Raw genomic sequence first — 17,313 nt, 5'->3', positions numbered from 1 at the left:
CCTGGCGAGCGACATCCGCTTTATAGGTGTCTACCGATATCGGAATATGTGGAGCCTGCTGCCGCAGTGCTTCAATGACCGGAATGATCCGGCTGAGCTCTTCATCAGCGCCAACGATATCGGAACCTGGACGTGTAGATTCCCCGCCAATATCAATGAGATCCGCGCCATCTTCCATCATCTGAATGGCGTGAGCCACCGCACGCTCCACATTGGTATAACGTCCCCCATCCGAGAAGGAGTCCGGTGTGACATTCAGAATGCCCATAATAAGTGTACGTGTGCCAAGTTTTAGCTCTGCTGGACCCCACGCATAATTCCGTTCATAGATGACTGGTGTAAGTGTCATGAAGTATACCCCGCTTTCTGCCGGTACATACCCAGAAGTACTTCTGTAACCGGGCCTATATGTCCGCTGCTGATTACCGTTTCCGTTCCATCCTCATCCCGCAATGTAGTAACTGGAACGAGTTCAGCAACAGAGCCTGTCAAAAAGATCTCATCTGCCTGTAACAGCTCCCCCCAAGGGAACAATCCTTCCTGGCAAGGTATTCCTTGGTGAACTGCAAGCTCCAGTACAACGGCTCTGGTGATTCCCGGCAAAATGCCAGTCGCAAGTGAAGGCGTGTAGAGTACGCCCTGTCTCACCCAGAACACATTGCTGACAATCCCCTCAGCTATGTAGCCATCTCGAGTTAATTGCAGACCTTCCGCACTTTGTACATGCTGCCCGTATCCGTTCAGTTCCCGTTTCGCCAAGATGCTGTTCATGTAATGCAGCGATTTGAACCGCACTTCTCCTTCAGGCGTGTTACGGGGCGTCGACAGACGTTGAAGCATTTTACCATTTTCATATAGAGATGGAGAGGGTCCAGGTAGTGCTTTTGCCAATACGATATGATTGGGTTTCACATAATCCCCCGAAGGTAGCCCCAGCGGGGCTTCGCCCGCAGATACCGTATATCGCACATAGGCATCCTGGAGTACGTTAGCAAGCAGCACACTTTTGATCCATTCCGTTACCTCCGCTGCTGTTGCTGTGAAAGGAATGCCCAGTTCACGACACCCTGCAGCCATCCGCTCCAAATGACGTTCCAGCAGAAAAGGAACTCCCTGATACGTTCGAAACGTCTCGAACAATCCGAGTCCGTACAAAAAGCCGTGATCCGTCACCGGAACCACGGCTGCCGCCATATTGACCAATTCTCCGTTTATCGCGGCATATTTCATCTCTATACCTTTACCTGCTGAGACAGGAAGTTACGTAGCATTTGATGACCGTGATCCGTAATGATGGATTCGGGATGGAACTGAACACCTTCAATCGCATATTCCTTGTGACGCAAGCCCATAATCTCGCCTTCCGCCGTCTCGGCCGTAATCTCCAGACAATCTGGCAGACTGCTGCGCTCCACGATCAGAGAGTGATACCGCGTTGCCGTAAAGGGAGATGGTAATCCGGTAAATACGGATGTTCCGTTATGGTGCATCTCCGATGTTTTGCCATGCATCATGCGGTCCGCACGAATAACATTGCCTCCGAAAGCCTGTCCAATCGCCTGATGTCCCAGACATACGCCAAAGATCGGAATACTACCCTTGAATTGATCAATGACCGCCAGACTAATGCCGGCCTCATTCGGAGTACAAGGACCGGGTGAGATCAAAATATGATCAGGTGCCAATGCCTCGATGCCTGCCAGATCAATTTCATCGTTACGGCGAACTTCCACCGTCTCCCCCAGTTCACCCAGATATTGAACCAGGTTGTACGTGAAGGAATCATAATTGTCGATAACCAGTATCATATCGTTGTTCCTCCTGTTCTTCCGTCCACACAGGGGACGGCTGCTTGATTATTTTAATTTAACGGCTTCAGCTTCCTCGCTGTAATTCACAGCCCTCATCATGGCTCTTGCTTTGTTCCGGCACTCCTTATATTCCCGATATGGATCGGAGTCAATAACGATACCTGCTCCTGCCTGTACATATCCCACTCCATCTTTAATGGAAAGTGTACGAATGATGATGTTCAATTCCATATTGCCACTGTAGTCCAGCCACCCAATCGAACCTGTATACGGTCCACGACGCACAGGCTCCAGTTCTTCAATGATTTCCATGGTGCGAACTTTGGGTGCACCCGTAATCGTTCCACCTGGGAACGTCGCTGCGATTACATCAAATACGGATAGTCCCTCGGCCAGCGTTCCCTCAACTTGAGACACCAGATGCATAACATGCGAATACTTCTCGATCGTCATCAGTTCAGGCACATGCACTGATCCATAAGCTGCAATTCGTCCGATATCATTCCGCTCCAGATCGACCAGCATAATATGCTCTGCCCGCTCCTTCTCACTGTTCAGCAGCTCAGCGGCCATCAACTCATCCTCAGCTTCATCCCGGCCTCTTCTCCTTGTTCCTGCGATCGGACGAGCACTCACCTTGCCATGATCCACTTTGACTAGCAATTCAGGCGAACCGCTCACCAGTTGGAAATCCGGACTACGCAGCAATCCCATGTAGGGAGAGGGATTTACTAGACGAAGCCATTCATAGATGTGCTCTGCACTGGACTTGAGACATTTTTCCTGCCGCAAGGACAGATTCACTTGAAACACATCCCCCTGCCGGATATATTCCTGCACTGTACGTACCGCCTGCTCAAAGTCCTCTTGAGGAAAGGAGGTGTGCCATCCTTCCGTTTCCCGCTCCGAATCCGCTGATTGCGCAGTGAGATGAATGTGGCTATGGCGATGCTCCAATGCCTGCTGCTGCTCTTCCGCCTGGGCAAAGCCCAGAATATGCAGCCATCGCTGCTGCATGGCTGCTGCTCGCTCTTCTGCTTCTGCGTACAGCTTGCGAAGCTGAGCTTCATCCTGATCCGGCTGTACAGCCAGATGAACCATGCAGAACAGCGCCTGCTGTTCATGATCATACGCCCATATTTCTTCAAATCGCATCCACCAATAATCCGGAAGTGCCGGGTTATCTTCTGCCAAGGTTGGCAGCTTTTCCAGGGATCTGGCTACGTCATAGCTTAGATAGCCTGCACATCCACCACCAAAGTCTGGAGCCCCGCTCACCTTTGGTGCCTTGTATGGCGCAGCCCACCTTTTTAATACTTCAAGTGGTTTACCACCGTCCGTTCGGGTACTGCCTTGAATAAGATCATGAATAACAGCTTCGTTGCCCTTTCCGGAGATAACGGATACCGGGTTTAATCCCAGAAAGGTATACCTTCCGCCTTTACCATTCTCCAACACCATTGCATAGGGTGACGCCTGCTGCCAGGCTGCTTCCCACGTTAACGGTAAACCGCCATGATACGGTCCCTTATCCGACTTAATCATATACGGCATCATGGTCCAACCTTTTCCGGCCCACTCTATCCAGTCGGCGTATGTTGTCATCAGGTGTGTCATTGCGGTTTGCCGCCCTCCATCTGTCGCTAGTTCTATTGTCTGATAGTATACTAAAGCGCCGCTGCTTTTAAAAGCATTCAGCAAAAAATCCTCCACACCCGGCATGCGGGCAAGGAGGATTTGTTTCATCACTAGTTAAGCTTAAGCTTCGAAGTTGTAAAGTGGCGTACTGAGGTAACGTTCGCCGTTACTTGGCACGATCACGACAACGCGTTTGCCTGCACCCAACTGTTTAGCCACTTGCAGACCTGCGCGGATGGCTGCACCGGAAGAAATACCGGATAAAATACCTTCTTCCTTCGCTACCTGACGAGCCGTCTCGAACGCATCATCATTCTCGATGTGAATGATCTCGTCATAGATTTCCTGATCAAGAATCTCAGGAATAAAGTTAGCACCGATCCCTTGAATTTTGTGAGGACCCGGTTTGCCACCTGCCAAGATTGGCGAAGCTGCCGGTTCAACGGCAACGATTTTAATCCCAGGGTATGATTCCTTCAATACTTCACCTGTACCTGTAATCGTTCCGCCTGTACCGATTCCTGCAACGAAAGCATCCAACGTACCGCCTACAGATTGAATGGCTTCAACAATCTCAGGGCCAGTCGTTTCACGGTGGATCTTCACGTTAGCTTTATTTTTAAATTGCTCAGCCATGAAATAAGATGGATTTTCCTTAAGCAATTCCTCAGCTTTTTTAACTGCACCATTCATACCTTCGGCTCCCGGTGTGAGCACAAGCTCAGCTCCATAGGCGCGAAGCAGGTTACGACGCTCCATGCTCATCGTTTCCGGCATAACAATAACAGACTTATAGCCTTTGGCTGCAGCCACCATAGCCAGTCCAATTCCTGTGTTACCACTTGTTGCTTCGATGATGGTATCACCCGGTTTCAGCTTGCCTTCTTTTTCCGCTTCTTCCACGATGCTAATCGCGATACGGTCTTTGACGCTTGAACCTGGATTCTGGTATTCCAGTTTCACGAATACTTCAGCACTGCCTTCAGGTACGATACGGTTCAGACGAACAAGCGGAGTACCTCCGATAAGTTCTGTTACGTTATTAACTACTTTAGCCATATGAATGCCCTCCTTAGTGGGATGAATACTACTTAAGTCCTGTTGCCATATACATGTGTGGCCGAGCAGCCTCTAGATGTTATAGAAGAACTTCGGAAATCCGCCTGAGTTCATTCCGTCTGCAATAAATCGGACAGAACCTGGGTTTTCGAAGATTTCTTTGTTCATATAAATGGTTTTATTCCGAGTAAATGAGTAGGTTTTTGATTATTTTTATCTTATCAACGTTACACCCTATTGTCAATATGAGTACTCAAAAAAATACTCCGCCCTGGGCCCTAAGGCCGTAGACAGAGTATTTTTATCAAGATGCAGTAGGACATTCGTTTGCAGGATAATCAGGATGCCGGAATTTCAGCGATGATGACAGCTTCATACTTGCTCCGCAGCCTTTCCTCCACCTGGGGCAGGGGATCAGCCTGGCTGAGAGCAAGCTGCATCCGAATTTCTTCGCGAACCTCTTCTGCAGGTTGCACCTGACGCTCTTGTTTGTCATTCATTTTAATGATGGCGTATCCTTCTTCCACCTTCACCGGCCCTGCAATATCGCCAACGTCCAGTTGAGCTGCAAGTTTGAGGATCGCTTCGGACTGAAACGGATCGTTCTGCTCAACCCATCCCAGACGACCACCCGCATCACGGGAGTAAGTGTCCGTCGATTCATTACGCGCGGTTTCTTCAAAGTCTGCTCCCTTGTCGAGCGCATCCAGGACTGATTCAGCCTGTTCCTCTTCCTTCAATACAATGATAGACAGATCATATTTTTCTGGGGAAACATAGTCTTCATGGTGTTCGTTCCAATAATGCTCAATATCTGCATCCTTGATCTGTATACCGCTCGTCGCGATTTTCTCAAGCAGAAGTCGGTATCCTGCCTCCAACTCAAGATCTTGCCTGGATAAACCCAGTTGGGACTGCATCTCGTCAAAATATGCCTTCTCCGAATCATATCCATCCATGGCCGCGGCAAGTTCCTTCGCAATTTCTTTGGGAGTCACCGTCAGATTACGATCGAGCGCTTCTGCATATACAGCTTTACGATTGAGCATCTGGAGCAGCAATTCACTGCCATAGCGCCGTTTCAATGCCTCGGTCCATTCCTTGTCGGTGATGACCTCCCCATTGATCGTTGCTACCGCATTTCCCTCTTCTTGATTGGTATCCTGAGGCGAATCTGCTCCTTCACGTCCATTTCGTAAGCCTTGCACAACCATAACCGAACCCATCACCAGCATTCCAAGCGTCAAGACAATTACAGCCGTCCATAACCCTTTTTCCTGTCTTGTCATTCCGCGTCCCGTCCCCGCATAAAATCAGTTCTTGGCTTGCTCTAGGATGGTTTCAAGTTGTTCCTTGTTGAAATCGTAAGCCTCATTGCAGAATTGGCAGACCACTTCAGCCTGGCCTTCTTCCTCAATCAATTGTTCCATTTCGGATTGACCCAGACTGATCAACGTTTTCTCTACCCGCTCACGTGAACACTCACAGTGGAAATGAATATCCATTTCGTCCATGACCTGTACATCAGGCAGTACGCGACGAAGCAGTGCTTCCAGTTCAAGCCCCTCAGCCAACAGAGACGTCACTGGCGGCATTGTACCAATGGCATTTTCAATCACCGTAATCTCATCATCCATCAAACCTGGAAGCAACTGTACAATGAATCCACCGGCTACAATAACCGAATTATCGGTATCCACTAGTACACCAACGCCTACAGCAGAAGGCGTCTGCTCCGATTTGGCAAAATAGTACGTAAAGTCTTCGCCAAGTTCCCCTGAAATAATCGGCACACTGCCGCGATAAGGCTCTTTCAGCCCCAAATCCTTCGTTACGTTCACGAATCCCTCTGTTCCGACTGCGCCAGCAACGTCCAGTTTGCCCATACTGTTGCTCGGCAGATGTACATGCGGATTGCTTACATAGCCACGAACTTCACCCTTCGCATTAGCATCGGCAACAATCTGTCCAATGGGGCCGTCGCCTTTGACTTGAATTGTCAGCTTCTCTTCTCCCTTAAGCATAGCCCCCATAATGGATGCTGCTGTAACCGTACGCCCCATAGCTGCTGTAGCCGTGGGAAACGTATCATGTCTTCTGCGCAATTCCTCAACCAGTTCCGTCGTTTGAACAGCAAAGGCCCTAACCCGTCCGTTCATTGCTGTACCGCGAATTAACCGGTCTTGTTTGTTGTTGTTTTCCAAGTCATTCAGCCTCCTTTGGCGTAATCGCCAGTTATAGAAAAAACGGCATAACATATAAGACTGTAACCTCAGCCCGCTGTTTGCCGTCTCTGTTCTTACCTTTCCCGGTTCCGCTCATAAACGATACGCAGCCCTTCAAGCGTAAGCAGCGGATCCACTTCATCGATGCTGCGTGTTTCTTCTGCAATCAGCTTGGCAAGGCCTCCGGTTGCAATGACTCTAGGCTTGGCTCCCATTTCCTCGCGAATACGCTCCACAATGCCGTCCACCTGTCCTGCATAACCAAATATAATGCCGGCCTGCATCGCATGAATGGTGTTGCGACCAATGACTTTCTTGGGCTTCTCCAATTCAATACGAGGTAGCTTGGACGCTCGTTCATAGAGTGCTTCGGTTGCAATATGGATGCCGGGTACGATAGCCCCGCCCAGATAATTTCCTTTCTCGTCAATACAGTCAAATGTAGTCGCTGTACCAAAATCGACCACAACGAGAGGGCCGCCATACTTCTCAACGGCTGCTACTGCATTAACAATGCGATCCGCGCCAACTTCACGAGGATTCTCATACCGCAGGTTCAGGCCGGTTCGAATACCAGGCCCAACGAGTAGCGGTTTTTTGCATACGTATTTCTCACACATGGCTTCAATCACATTCACTAGTGGTGGAACCACGGATGAGATGATCACACCTTCAATGTCGCGTGTTGAAATCCCCGACATATGAAATAAATTATAAATCAATACGCCGTATTCATCCACTGTCGACTGCCGGGATGTACTCAGGCGAAAATGGTGGAGCAACTCCCGGCCTTGATACACGCCGAGTACGATATTGCTGTTGCCCACGTCTACCACAAGAATCAAAGAGGTTCACCCCTCTTTCTTTTCGTTTAAATCCAGGCTGATATCCAGGCTCTCAAAAGAGTAGGTTAACCTGCCAACTGAAATTACATCCACTCCGCTCTCTGCAATACCACGAATGGTATTTAGCGAGACGTTGCCCGATGCCTCAACTTTCACATGCGGAGCCTGCTCACGAATAAGAGCGACGGCCTCACGCATCCGATCTGGGTGCATGTTATCCAGCATAATGATATCTGACCCAGCCTGCAAGGCTTCTCTGACCTGTTCCATGTTTTCGGTCTCTAATTCAATGGTCATTGTATGCGGAATGACGGCTCGCGCACGCTGTACCGCTTCAGTGATCCCGCCTGCGCCCTTGATGTGGTTATCCTTAATCATGACGGCATCATAGAGACCGAACCGATGATTTGCTCCGCCACCAACCCGCACTGCATATTTTTCAAGCAAGCGGTGTCCCGGTGTTGTTTTACGAGTATCGACCAGTCGTGTAGAAAGGCCTTCCAGCGCGTCAACATAAGTACGTGTACGGGTAGCGATACCAGACATGCGCTGAAGCAGGTTAAGAGCCAGACGCTCTCCTGTCAGCAAGCTATGTGTGCTTCCTTCTACCTCAGCCAGAATCGTACCATGCGTAACTGCATCACCGTCTTTTACCATTGGTGTGAACGCAAGACCAGGATCCACTACCTGAAACACGAGTTCTGCTACCGTAATTCCTGCAATGATTCCATTGTCTTTGGCATGTATAACGGCCTTGGACTGACTGCCAGCGGGAATCGTCACATTTGTTGTGACATCCCCTGCACCAACATCCTCACGAAGCCAGTTTTTGATTGATTCGATGAGTCCTTCATTATATCCGTTCAGTATCATGACATCAATTCCTCCACAATCGCTTGTTCTCGCTGCTGCAGACTATGCTTCTGCCATACGGCATCGTCACGCTGCGGGAAATCCTCACGGTAGTGGGCTCCCCGACTTTCCTCGCGGTGTAATGCTCCAGTGGTAACCAACCAGGCACAGGTCAAAAGGTTGGCATATTCCATCTCTTCTTTGTGAGTAAACTTCTGATCAAAAAATTGCAGTTCTTGTTGCAGTTTCTCTATTGCTGCTTGCAGGTTAGCGCCATTCCGGCGCAGCCCCACTTGACGCACCATCATTTTTTGCAGACGCAAGCGTCTTTCGGACACCGGCTTCTGCTCTTCCTTTATGATCCTGCGAATAGTTGTTAATGTGGGAATATTTGTCTGGAGTGAAGCAAGCGGAGGAAGGGATTGAATACGATCCACGATTCTCCGGCCAAATACGATTGCTTCAGACAGAGAGTTGCTCGCCAGGCGATTGGCTCCATGTACTCCAGTAGAAGATACCTCACCGCAGGCAAATAACCGGCCAATGCTGCTCTCCCCACTGAGATCCGTCTTCACTCCGCCCATCATGTAATGTGCAGCAGGAGCAACCGGAATCCAGTCTGTGGTCATATCCAGTCCGTATCGCATACAGGTCTCATAAATAGTAGGAAACCGATGCTTAATCATCTCCGCCGATTCATGAGTGATATCCAAATATACAAAGGTGCTGTTTGTCGATTCCATCTCACTGACAATTGCCCGCGCGACGATATCACGTGGTGCCAGTTCAAGCTGTGCATGATACCGTTCCATGAAGCGCTCGCCTTTCACATTACGCAAATAGGCTCCTTCGCCACGTACCGCCTCGGACACCAGGAAACGTGGTGCTCCCGGATAACAAAGGGAGGTCGGGTGAAATTGAATAAACTCCATGTCCCGGACAACTGCCCCGGCACGATAGGCCATCGCCACACCATCTGCTGTAGCCACTTCCGGATTAGTCGTATATCGATACAATTGTCCAGCTCCGCCAGAGCATAGTACGGTTGCCTCTGCCTTCACAAATACTTGTGAGCCGTCAGCCTTCTGAACCAGCGCACCTACACATTCTCCCTGCTCTGTAATCAGGTCAATGACAAAATGCTCATCCCACACTTCAATCCCCGGATGTTCATTCGCCTGTGCAGCCAGTGCACGCACAATCTCATATCCCGTTGCATCCCCATTGGCATGCAAAATACGGCGGTGGCTGTGCGCACCTTCCTGCGTCAACGCCAACTCGCCGTTCTCCAGATCAAACAAAGTACCCAGTCGAATCAGTTCTTTCACTCCGTCCGGGCCCTCGTTCACCAATGCTTCGACTGCTTCGGAGCGGCATAATCCCGCTCCTGCAACAAGTGTATCCTGCAAATGGTAGGCAGGTGAATCATCCTCAGCAATAACCGCAGCGATTCCTCCCTGCGCATACCGGGTGTTACTATCCAGTAACGACTTCTTCGTGATCATCAACACACTGCGTTGTTCACTCGCCTTGATCGCAGTAAACAAACCAGCAATGCCCGAACCAATAACCAGCACATCCGTCTCCACCATCGGCAGCGCGGACAGATCAAAATCCACTAAATATTGCGGTATCATGTTATTTCACCTGTCTTGGAGCAAGAGTAGCGCATGCTACTTCACCAGTAACATGCGCTCTAGTGATTCTCTGGCTTTGTCGGCAACCGCTGGCGGTACGTAAATTTGCGGCTTCATCGTTTCCAGACATTTAACCAGCTTTTTCAAGTTGTTGACCTTCATGTTCGGGCATACGAGGAACTTGGTAGCAAAGTGGAATTGTTTATCCGGGCTATCGAGACGCAGTTGGTATCCTGTACCATCCTCGGTACCTACGATAAATTCTTTAGCGGACGAATTCTTACAATATTCCAGAATGGCGGTTGTGCTACCTACGAAGTCACCCATCTCTACAACCTCAGGACGACATTCCGGGTGAACAACGAACTCGGCATTTGGATGCTTCGCTCTCATCTCAACCACGTCTTTGACCGTCAGCATATCATGGGTATTGCAGTAACCTTCCCAGATAATCATTTTCTTGTCTGTATGTTGTTGCACATAATGTCCCAGATTTTTATCCGGTACCCAGATGATTTCATCGGAATCAACAGATTGAATGACTCTGACAGCATTGGCCGATGTACAACAGATGTCGGTCTCTGCCTTGATCTCAGCTGAAGAATTGATGTACGTTACAACTTTGGCATTCGGGTGCTGTGCTTTCAATTTACGTAAGCCTTCAACGTTCACCATGTCTGCCATTGGGCAGCCTGCACGCTCGTCGGGGATGATAACCGTTTTGTTAGGGGCAAGAATTTTAGCGCTTTCACCCATAAAATGAACCCCGCAGAAAACGATAACATCCGCATCGGTTTGTGCCGCCTTCTGGGCCAGCAAAAACGAATCTCCCCGGAAATCAGCGACCTCCTGTACCTCGTCACGTTGATAATAATGGGCAAGAATAATGGCATTACGTTCCTTCTTCAACTCCATCAGCCGCTCGCGCAGCTCCCGGTTCATCTCAGCCTTGCGCTCTAAAGCCAGAGCTTCCACCTGTGATCCTCTCCTTATCGGGACAGCCTTATACGCTGTTTCATATGGCAAATCCAAGTCGTTATTTTCGCTTGAGAAACGAATCACAAGCGGTTTAACACCTAATGTACACAACGTTCACGACTCTGTCAATAAATGAAAACGCCCCAGAACAAGGGCATAACCGCCCATTTCCTACGTGGTTCGCCCTATAGCTCCCCGTTATCATTATCTATACAATTTAAAGGAATATATAAAAAAAGAGAGCCCGAAGGCTCTCTTTGTTCATCTGCCACTATAAACAGATGGTTGTTATAAATTAAGACGTTGGCTTCGTTCCACCATCATCCGGGTCATTGCTGTTTCCTTTGTCCAGATTCGGAGCTTCGTTAGGAATATCTCCGGCTGGTGGCTCAGGCGTTTCATCTTTGCCTTGGATACGGACGCGTACATCACCGATGTTGTCGATGATCGCCTCTCCGCTTTCGCTAGGCGTGCCTTCTCCATCATTGCTGTTCTCACTTTTTGGAGTCAGGGAACCTGTCTCGATCAATTCCTTGATCTGATCCATTTCCAATGTCTCCACTTCGAGCAATGTTTGTGCGATCAGATGCATCTCTTTCGAATGTTTTACGAGCAAGTCCTTACATTTCTCGTAACAATCGTTAATGAAGCGTTGCATTTCCTGATCAATCTCATATGCGATGGAATCCGAGTAATTCTGTTCATGACCAATATCACGGCCCAGGAATACCTGTCCCTGTGAACTTCCGAATTGCATAGGACCCAATTTCTCACTCATACCGTACTCCATAACCATACTTCGAACAATACCTGTCGCTTGCTGGAAGTCACTGTATGCGCCAGTACCAATTTCACCAATGAACAATTCTTCTGCAACACGGCCCCCAAGGAGTCCCGTTATTTTGTCCAACAGCTCCTGCTTGGTTACAAGCATACGATCTTCTTTTGGCAACATGATTACATATCCACCCGCGCGTCCACGCGGAATAATGGTAACTTTATGTACCATATCGGCATGTTCCAGGAAGTAACCTACAATGGTGTGACCTGCTTCGTGGTAAGCAATGATACGTTTCTCACGATCACTGATGACACGGCTTTTCTTCTCCGTACCTACGATAACACGGTCAATCGCCTCGTCTACCTCACGCATGGAAATATCTCTGCGATTACGACGTGCCGCAAGCAATGCCGCTTCATTCAAGAGATTTTCCAAATCTGCACCGGAGAATCCGGTAGTACGCTTCGCAATAATGTCCAGCTTCACATCTTTGGTGAGTGGTTTGTTGCGTGAGTGTACTTTCAGAACCGCTTCACGACCTCTCACGTCAGGGCGATCAACCGTGATTTGACGGTCAAAACGTCCTGGACGCAGCAAGGCAGGGTCCAGAATATCAGCACGGTTCGTTGCAGCAACGATGATAATACCTTCATTGGCTCCGAATCCGTCCATTTCAACAAGCAACTGGTTGAGTGTTTGTTCACGTTCGTCGTGACCACCACCAAGACCAGCACCACGCTGACGTCCTACAGCATCGATCTCATCGATAAAGATGATACATGGGGCGTTTTTCTTCGCATTTTCAAACAAGTCACGTACACGAGATGCACCGACACCGACAAACATTTCAACGAAGTCAGAACCGGAAATACTGAAGAATGGTACACCCGCTTCACCGGCAACAGCACGAGCGAGCAAGGTTTTACCTGTACCCGGAGGACCTACAAGCAATACGCCTTTAGGAATCCGCGCACCTACTGCTGCGAATTTACGAGGGTCCTTGAGGAAGTCCACGACTTCAACCAGTTCCTGTTTCTCTTCGTCAGCACCCGCAACATCTTCAAACGTAACCCGTTTCTTCTCTTCGTTATAGAGACGAGCACGGCTTTTACCAAAGTTCATTACTTTACCGCCGCCGCCTTGAGCCTGATTAAACAGGAAGAAGAACAGCAGGAACATAATGATCAAAGGAATAAAGGAAGTCAGCAACGTCAACCAGATGCTGTCACCTTTCATAGGTTCCTGATGATATTCAAAATTGTTCGTTTCGCTTGCAGCTACAAGCTCACTAATCGCCTCATCCGTAGGAGGAATATACGTTGAGAAATTTTCTGATTTGGCCCCGTCAGGTATCTTTCTGTATTGACCGGTCACGAGGTACGTCTGACCGTTGAATTGAACCGTCAATTCAGAGACGTTGTTGGCCTTGATTGCCGTGCGCAACTGATCATATCTAGGATTATCGGTGGCTTCGCCGCCATTGCTGACGAACTGGACTATCCCCACCACAACTAAAAAAAGAATCAAATAAAAACCAGAATTCCGGATGAACCGATTCATCCCCTACCTCCTCTCGAGACACTTTAATTATTTTAACATAGCCCGACATGGCTTCTCAACAGAAGCCACCAACAGATATGGGCTTGGAACTAGCTTAAGCATTAGTTGCTGTAAACTTCCGGTTTCAGAATCCCGATGTAAGGGAGGTTCCGGTACTTCTCGGCATAATCCAAACCATAGCCAACGATGAATGCGTCCGGAATGTCAAAGCCGGTGTAATGAGCTTCAAGTTCGACTTTGCGACCTGAAGGCTTGTCAAATAGCGTAACCACACGGACGGATTCAGCACCGCGGTTCTGCAAGAGTTCGATCAGATAACTGAGCGTGAGTCCACTATCAATAATATCCTCTACAATCAGAACCTCGCGTCCCTCGACGGATTCATCCAGATCCTTAATGATTTTAACAACGCCTGATGATTTGGTGGAAGCGCCATAACTCGATACTGCCATGAAATCCATCTCAACAGGTACCGTAATGTTCTTAACCAAATCAGCCATAAATATAAACGCACCCTTGAGCACACAAATGACCAAAGGATTGCGATTTGCATATTCGGCACTTATTGTTGCGCCTAATTCCTTGATTTTACTCTGAATTTCTTCTTCACTGATCAATACTTCCTGAATGTCGTTCTGCAACTGTGCGAACCTCCTAAGTTATACATATGAAAGCCTTACCTGAACCATAACCACTACCCCTGAATCGCTGAATCGCCTACAGTCATGTACAGGATTGCGGAAGTATCCTCCCTGACAGGAGCTACACTAGACCGGCGAACACCCGGTAACCAGATGACATTGCCTGCTCCATCACATACCACGGGAACCCGTGAACGGACAGATGGGGGAATTTTCTCATCGATGAAAATATTTTTCACCTTTTTGCTTCCGTTTAATCCCATCACTTTCATGGTATCTCCAGGTAACCTTGAACGCACAACCAGCGGCATAAGCAGTTGATCCGCATCAAATGCGGCATGATCCGCCGATTCCGGTACATGATAGTCCTCGGGACTCATCGGAACGATCCGAACATGCCGGTCGATTTCCGCGAGAGAAAGCTCATAAGTTCCGCTCCATTGAGCAAGACGATATTCGTAAGATTGATCCTGTACGTCAGTCCGTATGCCGAAAGAGATCAGATCATACTCCCGGGTGCAGGCGAGTGTCTGTCCTATATCCAGGCTCCAGGTCGTCGCGTCAGGCTGAATTACCTTGCGGCGAATGGTCTCAATACGGGTAAAGTCGACAAAATCACTGTCCAAAGGCAGATAATTCAATATTAGTTTAATCAACCTTCGTTGTAAAGCGACATGTAACTTCAAAAAGGAAGGCACCTCAAAGGTTTGCCTTCCGCCGTTCGCCTGCACTAGACACCTGTATGCGTCATATGCACCTTGTTCCATGAAATCGTCTTCATCACCTACAATTTCGGCAAGTCGATTCAAAGACGGCGTCAACTGTCCATTATATTGCCCCAAAAAAGGAAGCACATCCAAGCGAATGGCATTACGCCGATATTTACGCAGGGAATTGCTTTCATCATTAAAATACAGAAAACCCTGGGTATTACAAGCTTCTACAAGGTCTGTCTTGTTTATACGAAGGCATGGACGAATAAGTTCCACATTTTTTTCTCGCCGTTTAAACTTCATTCCAGCGAGTCCGGAAAGACCACTTCCTCGCAGCAAATGGAGCATAACCGTCTCTGCCTGATCGTCGGCATGATGGGCCAGTGCAATGCTCGCCGCATCGTATTTGACAGCCACTTCATGCAAAAACTCATATCGCTTGTTGCGCGCAGCTTCCTGAGAGCCTTGACCGGTAAGCTTCATATAAGAAGGTACGTCGGCCTTCACCCATTCAAATGCAATGCCAAGTCGGTGCGCAAGTTCCTTCATCATCTCGGCTTCATGATCGGATTCAATCCGAAAACCATGGTGTACATGGGCGCAGATCAATTCCAGCGGGACATGCCTGGTACTGATCTCATGCATGATATGCAAAAAAGCTACCGAGTCCGGTCCGCCCGATACTGCGACGACAATCCGATCCCCGGGAACCCATAACTGATGCTCTTCCGCTGCATCCAGCACGTTATTCACCAGCTTGTTCCAGCGTAAAGCTTCCATACCTGTTCCTCATTCCTTACGTTATGTATATGCACTCTCACAGGTCAGAATCGCAGTGCATAGATGAGTACCCCAATAAGTAATATAACGGAGACGGCAAATGCATTTTTGAGCCAACGCGGAGTTGTACTCTTGGAACGGCGACGAAGAGGAGAAGGGCGTGCCATCATCTCTTTCCAGACCTTAGCCGCGTGTCCGGCATCCTGAAATTGACCTCGTAATGCCTGAATAGTCCAGTTTCGAAAAGGGCGGAGACGTTCGCTGCGCTCCACGAGAGCTGTGAGCTGATTTACACTTCGCAGTTGAGGTAATCCCTCTGCAGCTAGCGCTTTGAGTGCATCAGCTTCAAGTACATGAATCAATAATAGCGCAAAAGCAAACACATCATAGGTACCGTCTGCTGTTCGACTGCCTGCATTCCAGAATCCGCGATCATACCATTCAGTGAACTGCTTGACGCTCCGGCCGATAGAAGTCACTCCGCCATAGTCGATAAGTTCTACCTGCCCATAATCCGATACCAGTACATTTTGAGGTTTGAGATCGCCAAACACCCATCCAGCCTGATGCAATTGAGCCAGCTTTTGCAATAGTCTGAGTCCAACCAAAAGTGTCCAGTCCGTTCCCTGACGCCGAATGAAGTGGTGCAAAGACTCCCCCCGAACGTAACGCATCACATAAAAGGGAATATCACGACCACGAATAGCGTAGTCATCCACATCTTTCAGATAAGAAGGAATGCCACTCTGCCGAAGGGCCTCATGATTACGCTGTAATTGAAAAGATTTGAGCACATTAATTTCCGATTGCAGATCTACTGGGTCAAATCCCATTTTAAGCGCATAATGTTTGCCATTCTCACCCCGCTGGACAAGAAAAACGATGCCGTTGGCTCCTTTGCCCAGCAGCTTCCGAATCGTATAACGGCTGCGATTCCATTTCCCTGTGATGACTGTTCCTGGCGGGAAAGAGGCGTCAGACAACGTTGTCACCGAGCATCCCTTCTCTTTCAATGCGATAGTTCCCTTCTATTTCCTGCTGTCCCTCCAGTGTACCATAACGGTAAAAATCAATCACCCTTTGAATCGCAGGACCTGTCGGCGTCGCTCCCTTCATTTGCAAACGTCCAGATAGTGAACGAACACGGCTCGGGTCAACTGTCCAGTCGATATCCATGACAGCTTCTTCTCCGCTATGGCGCCCAGGAAAATGAAAGACGGAAAGATGGCTCTGACCCATACGTGCCTGCAAGCTAAGCATTAAATCGCGAATCCCTTCCTCCACCGCAGCAAGCTTCGGCTTCATACTGGCACTTACGTCAATGAGAAGCACGACCTGAAGTGGTGTTGTCTCAGCCATATCATCCATCACTTCAACGACCTGCGCACGTTTTGCCGGTTCAAGGTCTGTTACCGTTTTCGGCTCGTGCTCTCCCAGAATTTGTGTTAACTCTCTATTAACCGCCTGTTGAATGGTCTGAACCACCGTTTTTCTTGTCATCATCTGCATCGTATGGGCAAGCTGTCTTGTGCCTACGATCTGACTAATTCCACCTCCGGCTTTGGCAATATCCTCGATCTCCCGACTACCCAACTCACCAATGGTTCCATAATCAATAACGCCGACCACGTTGACCGTAATTCCTTCTTCTCGCGCTTCCGCCGCAGCCAGCACTGGACTTGGGCCTACATTGGAACAACCGTCGGTGATCAACAAGATTTGTTTCATCCGATATCCCTCCGTTTTGGGTTACTCTCCAACTCTATGACTAGCATTGCCAGAATGAAGAGACT

Annotated in this window: 16 protein-coding genes; all 16 read right to left on the bottom strand. The window is 48.8% G+C overall.

The features are described from left to right. On the bottom strand, nucleotides 1-349 hold a 349-nt coding region (locus tag A6049_RS27075; protein ID WP_161490642.1), incomplete at its 3' end, for a dihydropteroate synthase. Then, complete coding sequence (locus tag A6049_RS27070; protein WP_063567565.1) at nucleotides 346-1,230, bottom strand: aminotransferase class IV; 885 nt, start codon at nucleotides 1,228-1,230, stop codon at nucleotides 346-348. The genes A6049_RS27070 and A6049_RS27075, both read right to left, overlap by 4 nt. Before the next feature lie 2 nt (nucleotides 1,231-1,232). After that, nucleotides 1,233-1,808 (bottom strand): aminodeoxychorismate/anthranilate synthase component II, encoded by a 576-nt coding sequence (gene pabA / locus A6049_RS27065; RefSeq protein WP_063567564.1) that lies wholly within the window; start codon nucleotides 1,806-1,808, stop codon nucleotides 1,233-1,235. Nucleotides 1,809-1,856: 48 nt separating this feature from the next. Further along, the gene (locus A6049_RS27060) at nucleotides 1,857-3,428 is read right to left on the bottom strand and encodes an anthranilate synthase component I family protein (RefSeq protein ID WP_063567572.1); all 1,572 of its coding nucleotides are present in this window, start codon (nucleotides 3,426-3,428) and stop codon (nucleotides 1,857-1,859) included. Between the two features lie 141 nt (nucleotides 3,429-3,569). Further along, nucleotides 3,570-4,508 (bottom strand): cysteine synthase A, encoded by a 939-nt coding sequence (gene cysK, locus A6049_RS27055; protein WP_063567563.1) that lies wholly within the window; start codon nucleotides 4,506-4,508, stop codon nucleotides 3,570-3,572. A 338-nt stretch (nucleotides 4,509-4,846) separates the two neighbouring features. Beyond that, nucleotides 4,847-5,797: a peptidyl-prolyl cis-trans isomerase gene (locus A6049_RS27050; RefSeq protein WP_063567562.1), complete on the bottom strand. Its 951-nt coding sequence runs from the start codon at nucleotides 5,795-5,797 to the stop codon at nucleotides 4,847-4,849. Nucleotides 5,798-5,821: 24 nt separating this feature from the next. Beyond that, complete coding sequence (gene hslO, locus A6049_RS27045) at nucleotides 5,822-6,712, bottom strand: Hsp33 family molecular chaperone HslO (protein WP_072735832.1); 891 nt, start codon at nucleotides 6,710-6,712, stop codon at nucleotides 5,822-5,824. A gap of 95 nt (nucleotides 6,713-6,807) precedes the next feature. After that, the gene (locus A6049_RS27040; RefSeq protein ID WP_063567561.1) at nucleotides 6,808-7,578 is read right to left on the bottom strand and encodes a type III pantothenate kinase; all 771 of its coding nucleotides are present in this window, start codon (nucleotides 7,576-7,578) and stop codon (nucleotides 6,808-6,810) included. A 6-nt stretch (nucleotides 7,579-7,584) separates the two neighbouring features. Then, nucleotides 7,585-8,451: a carboxylating nicotinate-nucleotide diphosphorylase gene (nadC, locus tag A6049_RS27035; protein WP_063567560.1), complete on the bottom strand. Its 867-nt coding sequence runs from the start codon at nucleotides 8,449-8,451 to the stop codon at nucleotides 7,585-7,587. Continuing rightward, nucleotides 8,448-10,067 carry an L-aspartate oxidase gene (gene nadB / locus A6049_RS27030; RefSeq protein ID WP_063567559.1) on the bottom strand — a complete coding sequence of 540 codons (1,620 nt, stop codon included), beginning with the start codon at nucleotides 10,065-10,067 and terminating at the stop codon, nucleotides 8,448-8,450. The genes nadC and nadB overlap by 4 nt, the downstream gene beginning before the upstream one ends. Nucleotides 10,068-10,103: 36 nt before the next feature. After that, nucleotides 10,104-11,042: a quinolinate synthase NadA gene (nadA, locus tag A6049_RS27025; RefSeq protein ID WP_024633731.1), complete on the bottom strand. Its 939-nt coding sequence runs from the start codon at nucleotides 11,040-11,042 to the stop codon at nucleotides 10,104-10,106. Nucleotides 11,043-11,340: 298 nt separating this feature from the next. Continuing rightward, nucleotides 11,341-13,386, bottom strand: a complete 2,046-nt coding sequence (ftsH, locus tag A6049_RS27020; protein ID WP_063567558.1) for an ATP-dependent zinc metalloprotease FtsH — start codon at nucleotides 13,384-13,386, stop codon at nucleotides 11,341-11,343. Between the two features lie 101 nt (nucleotides 13,387-13,487). Continuing rightward, nucleotides 13,488-14,027, bottom strand: a complete 540-nt coding sequence (hpt, locus tag A6049_RS27015; RefSeq protein ID WP_024633729.1) for a hypoxanthine phosphoribosyltransferase — start codon at nucleotides 14,025-14,027, stop codon at nucleotides 13,488-13,490. A gap of 53 nt (nucleotides 14,028-14,080) precedes the next feature. Then, complete coding sequence (tilS, locus tag A6049_RS27010) at nucleotides 14,081-15,520, bottom strand: tRNA lysidine(34) synthetase TilS (protein WP_063567557.1); 1,440 nt, start codon at nucleotides 15,518-15,520, stop codon at nucleotides 14,081-14,083. Between the two features lie 44 nt (nucleotides 15,521-15,564). Continuing rightward, nucleotides 15,565-16,512 (bottom strand): serine/threonine protein kinase, encoded by a 948-nt coding sequence (locus A6049_RS27005; RefSeq protein WP_024633727.1) that lies wholly within the window; start codon nucleotides 16,510-16,512, stop codon nucleotides 15,565-15,567. Beyond that, nucleotides 16,496-17,248 (bottom strand): VWA domain-containing protein, encoded by a 753-nt coding sequence (locus tag A6049_RS27000; protein ID WP_063567556.1) that lies wholly within the window; start codon nucleotides 17,246-17,248, stop codon nucleotides 16,496-16,498. The genes A6049_RS27005 and A6049_RS27000 overlap by 17 nt, the downstream gene beginning before the upstream one ends. Between the last annotated feature and the right edge of the window lie 65 nt (nucleotides 17,249-17,313).

The sequence above is a fragment of the Paenibacillus sp. O199 genome, from assembly GCF_001636635.1.
In the GTDB taxonomy this organism is placed as follows: domain Bacteria; phylum Bacillota; class Bacilli; order Paenibacillales; family Paenibacillaceae; genus Paenibacillus; species Paenibacillus marchantiae.
Note: the sequence above shows the minus strand (reverse complement) of the source record. Positions and strands in the feature narration are given on the sequence as shown.